This is a genomic window from Bradyrhizobium sp. YR681 (assembly GCF_000282615.1).
In the GTDB taxonomy this organism is placed as follows: domain Bacteria; phylum Pseudomonadota; class Alphaproteobacteria; order Rhizobiales; family Xanthobacteraceae; genus Bradyrhizobium.
Genome location: NZ_AKIY01000085.1, coordinates 1 through 5836 on the forward strand (window position 1 = coordinate 1; position 5836 = coordinate 5836).

A 5836-nucleotide genomic window follows, 5' to 3' on the forward strand; every position below is an offset into this window, starting at 1 on the left:
CACCGCGGCGGTCGCCGCCGCAAGCGTCGACAGGCGCGCGGCGAGACGGGACGGGGCAGAGTCGGGAGCAGGGGCCGCGGCAACCGGAGCGGCGGGCCGGGCCGGCGGGGTATCCGATGCGTCGGCGACCTCGACAGCGGCGTCGGCGCCGTTGCGCTCGGTGACCGCGGCGACGGTGTGGGTGGTGGCGCCCTTCTCGAGATTCTCCGCGAGCAAATTGCGCATGATGGCATCGCGCGAGCCGCCGCTGCGGCCGCCCAGCACCACGCCGATCAGATGGCGGTTGCCGCGGCGCATCGAGGTCACGAGATTGAAGCCGGAGGCGCGGGTGTAGCCGGTCTTGATGCCGTCCACGCCCTCGACATTGCCGAGCAGGTGATTGTGGTTCCGGATTGACTGGCCGCGCCAGTTGAACGTCGAGGTCGCGAAATAGCGATAGTAGCGCGGGAAGCGCTCCTGGATGGCGCGGCCGAGCGTGGCCTGGTCGCGTGCAGTCGTGACCTGCTCGTCGTTGGGAAGACCGTTGGCGTTGCGGTAGACCGTCCGGGACATGCCGAGCGAGCGCGCCTTGCGCGTCATCATCTGGGCGAAGTCGTCCTCATCTCCGGCGATCGCTTCCGCGATCACCACGGCGGCGTCGTTGGCCGAGCGGGTGACGAGACCCTTGATCGCGTCCTCGACGCGGATGGTCTGGCCGGCGCGCAGGTTCAGCTTGGTCGGATCCTGATCGGCGGCGTGCTGTGACACCGGCATCTCGGTGTCGAGCTTCATCTTGCCGGACTCCAGACGCTCGAACAGCAGATAGAGCGTCATGATCTTGGTGAGCGAGGCGGGATGGCGAATCCCGTCGGGGCTGTTCGACTGGAGCACCGCGCCGGAATTGCCGTCGACGATGATCGACGCGAATTTCGGGCTGGAGCTGTCGGAGACGTCGCGCTGCACCCGGTGGTGCGCGTAATGGCGCCGATGGCGCCGCGCCTCGGCGGCATCGGTGGTGAAGATGACCGCGGTGGTGATCGTAAGAAGCCCGAAAACGCCAACCCGCGCCAAGCGCGAGGAAGACAAGTTTTTACGAAGCATGGAACCCCGTCCCCGTTTCTGACTTGATCACCGGCTCGTGAGGCGAAATTGTGCCCACTGGACCCGGGATCATTACCTGCTCAGGCTGTCCCTCCGCTGGTGTTCGCTGCGGGGGACGTTGGGCCTGAGCCGCTGTTCTGGCTAAGGTGATGTTCTCAAACGGCTTTTGGCCGATTGCGGAAGCTGAACACGTCCAGAGAATCAAAGTAGGGGCCCGGGGTTTCCAAAAGCTTAAGGAACCCTTGCGGGAAACTGCGGGAATCTCCGCGATTTGCATCGAATTTTGTGCGTCGCACAAGATTCTTGACTTTTTTGTGCGTTGCACTAATTGTGGGCAGAGTCAGGGAGCCGGGGCTTCCCGACGCGAGCCAGGGAAAAGGATTCCGAAATGTTCAAGGTTGAAGACTTCCAGAACTACGGGAAAGAGCACTTCGAGCAGTACGTCGCCTCCGCGACCTCGGTGCAGCACGGCCTCCAGGCGATCGCCAGCGCCTATGGCGACTACACCAAGAAGTCGTTCGAAGACACCAAGTCCTTCGTCGAGAAGCTTTCCGGCGTGAAGTCGCTGGACAAGGCCGTGGAAGCGCAGACCGAGTTCGCCCGTTCCGCCTACGAGACCTTCGTTGCGGAATCGCAGAAGATCGCCGGCCTTTACAGCGACCTCGCCAAGCAGGCCTTCAAGCCGGTCGAGACCGTCGTGTCGAAGTTCACCCCGGCCGCCAACTAAGCTTTTCTGGACGTCCTGAATGCGAAAAGCCCGGCTGAATCAGCCGGGCTTTTTTGTTCGCCGTCGTGAGTTCGTCTCAGCGCGCCACGCGCAGCTTCGACAGCGACGTGCCGATATCCTTGAACACCGAGACGGTCTGGTCCGCCGACGTCACCAGGTAGAACTTGTCCGTGCCGCTCGCGCAATATTGCAGCACGCTCGATGTCGGATCCGAACCCGTGTTGACCTGCACCGTGTAGATCGTGATGTTCGCCGCCTTGGCGTTGTCGCACAGCTTCTTCTGCCGCGCGTCGATCTGCGAGGCGTTGCTGTACCAGCGGTTCTGCGTGTTGAGACCGTCCGACAGGAGGACGATTGCGTCCTTGTAGGTGTAGTTGGTGTCCTTGGCCGGCGCGTTCATGGGATCGCCGGTCGACAGCGTCATCCAGCCCCAGGCCAGCCCAATGCCCTGGTTGGTGTTTCCGGTGGGCTTCATGGCGTCGATCCGGTTCTTGAGCGAGGTCCAGTCGTAGCTCAGTGCCATGATCGGCTGGAGATAGGACGAACTGCCGGTGTTGCAGTAGGAATACTGTTCGGCCGGGAAGAGCGTGCTCACATTGCCGGCCGTCGGCGTGGTGTTCTTGGTGTCGTAATCCTGGTCGCGGTCGACCACGCAACCGGTCCATGTGTTGTGGTTGGCCGGCGTCCACTTCCAATTGTTGCAATTGTTGTTGCTGCCCGACGTGCAGCTCCAGCTGCCGTTGGCAGCGTCCCAATCGCTGAAATCGACCCAGGACTGGTTGTAATTGCTGGCGCCGACGTTGACGTCCTTGGCGAACGGAACGATCGAGATGTAGACGTCGCCGTTGGTCTTGGCGAGGGCGCTGAGCTGATCGACCAGGTTCTTGGCGGCGGTCTGCATCGCCGACATCTTGCCGTCCTGGGCCATCGAGCCCGTGTTGTCGAGCACCATGGCGACGCGCATCCGCACCAGGCCCCAGGCGCTGGTGGATGAGGCGCCAATGTCGAGCGTCGGGAAGCCGGCGATCTTCATGAAGCTGGTCGTGTAGGTGCCGCTGCCGGTGATCTGGATCGTCGAGCCCATGCTGGTGGCCGCGGTATAGCTGGCTGCGACGCTGACCGTCGGCAAGGTGTTATTGCCGGTGAACACCGCGTTGAAATAAGCCTGCGCCTTGGTGCTGATCTGCGACGTGGTGATGGTGCCGGAGGACAGATCCTTGGAGAGCATCAGCGCGGCGGAGTCGAGGGCGGCCTGCATCGCGGAGCGGGCCTGGACGGCGCGGCTATAGTCGACCGCAGCACCGACGAAGCTCAGGACCGGGACCAGCGCGATGGCGAAGATCACGGCGATATTGCCATGCTCGGCCGCGGCAAAACGGGCAAGCAGTCGGCCGATACGGCTGACAACGGGCAGGCGAAGCATGACGGTCCCCGAAATCTGTGATTTTGCCCGATTTTGCGCCACGCGATTGAACGGCGAGTAAATTGGACCGTAGAAAACCGGAGATATCGGCGTGAAACCGCCGTAGCCGCGTCGACGGCCGGTTCCTGGTCAATATGTTCTAAACGGCCGCGGCGGAAATTTTTGTCAAATCGGTCCGGATTGATTAACCTTGGCCAGGATCGCCCGATCGGGAATCGGGACCGCGGTGGCCGCATCGGCCGGACCGTTGCACGCTTGCGGCGAGCCGGGGGCGGGCCCATATTCCCTGCAATCGATCCGGTGGACCGGACCGGTTGGAAGCGGCGATCCAACAAGGCGGTACGCCAGTGCGAAGCTCCGAAGGACGGGGCTGCGCGGTGGACCGTCATTCGCTTCCGTGGGGAATTTGAACGCCTGAGCCATGCCGCAACTGACTTCCAGACTCGACCTGTCCGCGGCCGCCGCCGCCCTCGCTCCCCGGATGAGCAATGACGAGAACCGTTCCGGCAGCCCGACGGGCCCGAACACCTCTGTCATCACCAAGGTCAAACCGAAGACCAAGCGGCCCAATCTGTACCGCGTTCTGATCCTGAACGACGACTACACGCCGATGGAATTCGTCGTCCACGTGCTGGAGAAGTTCTTCCAGAAGGACGTCGAGGCGGCGACCAAGATCATGTTGCACGTCCATCATCACGGGATCGGCGAGTGCGGCGTGTTCACCTACGAGATCGCCGAGACCAAAGTGACGCAGGTGATGGACTTCGCCCGCAAGCACCAGCATCCGCTGCAATGCGTGATGGAAAAGAAATAACGGCGCGTTCAATTCCAGAGTTTGTTTCGATCGGTTCTGTTCGTGCGGTATGTGACGGCAGCACACCCTGCTGCGCGATCCGGCGAAAATTAGGTCGGCGTCAATCCTGCCCAAATGGGTAGTTCTGCCCAAATCGGAACGGGTTTTGCATCGAATATGCCGTGGGCGGTAATGCCCATTTGAGTCGCGGAACCGGTCTTTCACCGCGGTCTTGTATAACTATATGTGACAAAGGTTGTTGTTGCCTGACCGGGCGATGGCGATCATGATGGTGGGGGCCATAGAGGACGCGAATGCCGACTTTTTCCCAAAGCCTTGAACAATCCCTGCATCGTGCGCTGGCGATCGCAAACGAGCGTCATCACCAATACGCGACGCTCGAGCATCTCTTGCTCTCCTTGATCGACGACTCCGATGCAGCCGCGGTCATGCGTGCCTGCAGCGTCGATCTCGACAAGCTCCGTACGAGCCTCGTCAATTATCTTGAGACCGAATTCGAGAATCTGGTGACGGATGGCGCCGATGACGCCAAGCCGACCGCCGGTTTCCAGCGCGTGATCCAGCGCGCGGTGATCCACGTGCAGTCGTCGGGTCGCGAAGAGGTGACCGGCGCCAACGTGCTGATCGCGATCTTCGCCGAGCGCGAGAGCCACGCCGCCTACTTCCTGCAAGAGCAGGACATGACGCGCTATGACGCGGTCAACTATATCAGCCACGGCATTGCCAAGCGGCCGGGCGTCTCCGAGGCGCGGCCCGTGCGCGGCGTCGACGAGGAGACCGAGACCAAGGGTGCCGAGGACGCCAAGAAGAAGGGCGAGGCGCTCGAGACCTATTGCGTCAACCTCAACAAGAAGGCGCGCGACGGCAAGATCGATCCGGTGATCGGACGCAACTCCGAGATCAACCGTGCGATCCAGGTGCTGTGCCGCCGGCAGAAGAACAACCCGCTGTTCGTGGGCGAAGCCGGTGTCGGCAAGACCGCGATCGCCGAAGGCCTTGCCAAGCGCATCGTCGACAGCGAGGTGCCGGAAGTTCTGGCGGCGGCCACCGTGTTCTCGCTGGACATGGGCACGCTGCTCGCGGGCACGCGCTATCGCGGCGACTTCGAGGAGCGCCTGAAGCAGGTGCTCAAGGAGCTCGAGGCGCATCCCAACGCCATCCTGTTCATCGACGAGATCCACACCGTGATCGGTGCGGGTGCGACGTCGGGCGGGGCGATGGACGCCTCGAACCTGCTCAAGCCGGCGCTTGCCTCGGGCACGATCCGCTGCATGGGATCGACCACCTACAAGGAATACCGCCAGCACTTCGAGAAGGACCGCGCGCTGGTGCGGCGCTTCCAGAAGATCGACATCAACGAGCCGACCGTCGAGGACGCCATCGCGATCCTCAAGGGCCTCAAGCCGTACTTCGAGGACTACCACCGCCTGAAGTACACCAACGAGGCGATCGAGGCCGCGGTGCAGCTCTCCTCGCGCTACATCCACGACCGCAAGCTGCCGGACAAGGCGATCGACGTGATCGACGAGTCGGGCGCGGCGCAGATGCTGGTCGCCGAGAACAAGCGCAAGAAGACCATCGGCATCAAGGAGATCGAGACCACGATCGCCTCGATGGCGCGGATCCCGCCGAAGAGCGTGTCGAAGGACGATGCCGAGGTGCTCAAGCATCTCGAGCAGACCCTGAAGCGCACCGTGTTCGGCCAGGACAAGGCGATCGAGTCGCTTGCGGCCTCGATCAAGCTGGCCCGTGCCGGCCTGCGCGAGCCGGAGAAGCCGATCGGCTGGTATTT

At 62.6% G+C, this 5836-nt stretch carries 5 protein-coding genes; 3 read left to right on the plus strand and 2 right to left on the minus strand.

What is annotated here, in order from left to right; translation table 11 throughout:
• On the minus strand, positions 1-1080 hold a 1080-nt coding region (locus PMI42_RS09800; protein WP_008133145.1), incomplete at its 3' end, for a D-alanyl-D-alanine carboxypeptidase family protein.
• Between the two features lie 388 nt (positions 1081-1468).
• Between PMI42_RS09800 and PMI42_RS09805 the strand changes: the two genes are divergently transcribed.
• Positions 1469-1807, plus strand: coding sequence for a phasin family protein (locus tag PMI42_RS09805; protein ID WP_008133147.1), 339 nt, complete (start codon positions 1469-1471; stop codon positions 1805-1807).
• A gap of 76 nt (positions 1808-1883) precedes the next feature.
• Here PMI42_RS09805 and PMI42_RS09810 read toward each other — a convergent pair whose 3' ends face one another.
• Complete coding sequence (locus PMI42_RS09810; RefSeq protein ID WP_008133149.1) at positions 1884-3230, minus strand: vWA domain-containing protein; 1347 nt, start codon at positions 3228-3230, stop codon at positions 1884-1886.
• 481 nt (positions 3231-3711) lie between these two features.
• On the opposite strand from PMI42_RS09810, the gene clpS reads away from it, so the two are divergent.
• Together clpS and PMI42_RS09820 are read left to right on the plus strand one after the other, a co-directional pair.
• Positions 3712-4044: an ATP-dependent Clp protease adapter ClpS gene (gene clpS / locus PMI42_RS09815; RefSeq protein WP_027548135.1), complete on the plus strand. Its 333-nt coding sequence runs from the start codon at positions 3712-3714 to the stop codon at positions 4042-4044.
• Positions 4045-4337: 293 nt separating this feature from the next.
• Positions 4338-5836, plus strand: a 1499-nt coding sequence (locus PMI42_RS09820; protein WP_008133151.1) for a Clp protease N-terminal domain-containing protein, incomplete at its 3' end; no start/stop codon positions are given.